At 67.3% G+C, this 223-nt stretch carries 1 pseudogene; it reads left to right on the forward strand.

The features are described from left to right. A pseudogene (locus ACZY1G_RS27835) lies at positions 1–223 on the forward strand (acetaldehyde dehydrogenase (acetylating)); the annotation flags it as partial.

A 223-nucleotide genomic window follows, 5' to 3' on the forward strand; every position in this document is an offset into this window, starting at 1 on the left:
AGCTGCTGCGTTCGGAGTGGTTGGAGCCGCGGTGGATGATCGGTATCGACCCCGAGAGTGAGGGTTTGGCGCGGGCCCGCACGCTGGGCCTGGAAACCAGCCATGAGGGTGTGGACTGGTTGCTCGCGCGTGAGGAGCTGCCCGACATGGTGTTCGAGGCGACCAGCGCCTATGTGCATCGGGATGCGGCGCCGCGTTACGCCGAGGCCGGTATCCGGGCCAT

The organism is Mycobacterium sp. IDUB_5 (assembly GCF_055419565.1).